This window comes from Streptomyces sp. SID1328 (genome assembly GCF_009865595.1).
Taxonomy (GTDB): domain Bacteria; phylum Actinomycetota; class Actinomycetes; order Streptomycetales; family Streptomycetaceae; genus Streptomyces; species Streptomyces griseoluteus.
Map to the genome: position 1 here is coordinate 1 of NZ_WWKH01000867.1, position 804 is coordinate 804.

At 76.1% G+C, this 804-nt stretch carries 1 protein-coding gene; it reads right to left on the reverse strand.

Features of this window, described 5'->3' with window-relative positions; genetic code table 11:
- Positions 1 to 804: SAV_2336 N-terminal domain-related protein (locus GT030_RS27915; RefSeq protein ID WP_272920728.1), on the reverse strand; the 804-nt coding region annotated here is incomplete at both ends.

The window sequence follows — 804 nt, forward strand, 5'->3', positions numbered from 1 at the left end:
ACGCCCCGAGCGCCACGGGTTCGGGCGGCAGCACCGGCACGGGCAGCACGCCGGGCGGCGGTACGACGGGTGCGCCGTCGGGGGTGCGGACGCGCAGCGCGGTGCCGCCGGGGGTGTCGCCACGGGTCAGTTCGCCGTACGTGACCGGCAGCCGGGTACGGCTCCACAGGCGCTGCGGGAGCGGCTGGAGCACGGCGACGGGGGCGAGCCGGGCCAGCCGGTGCAGCATCCGGTGCGCGCCCCCGGACCGCCACAGCGGGCCCGCGCAGTCGCTGACCAGCAGGGTGATCCGGCGCCCGGTGGGGTCGCTGAGCCGGTCCACGGTGTGCTGCGGAGCCCCGCGCGGATCGGCGCTGGCGCTGACCGTGGCCTCGCCGTCGGGACCGGTGTGCAGATGGGCGATCCGGATGTCCCCGAAGGCGCCCAACTGCCCGAAGACCTCTTCCAGTTCCGCGAAGAGGCGGTCCCAGACCCGCATCGAGGGCGCGGCGTCCAGCACCAGTTGCAGCCGGGCGTCCCCGCGCCGTACCTCGCGGTACACGGGGAGGATCAGCCCTCCTGCCTGGGCACTGAGTTCGGCGGTGGCGGTCTCGTCCAGCTCGCGGCGGAGCGGGGGTGCCGCACTGTGGTACGCCTTCAAGGGCCGCAGCGCGCGCTGGAGTTCGAGGGTGGAAGGCAGTGCGGGGGCGGCGGGGACGCCGACCGGAAGTGCGGTGAACCGGGTGCCGGGCCCGACACAGGTCTGGCCGTCACGGGGCGCCGGGTAGAGGGGGACGCTCCGGTGGGGGCCGGCGGTCGGGACCT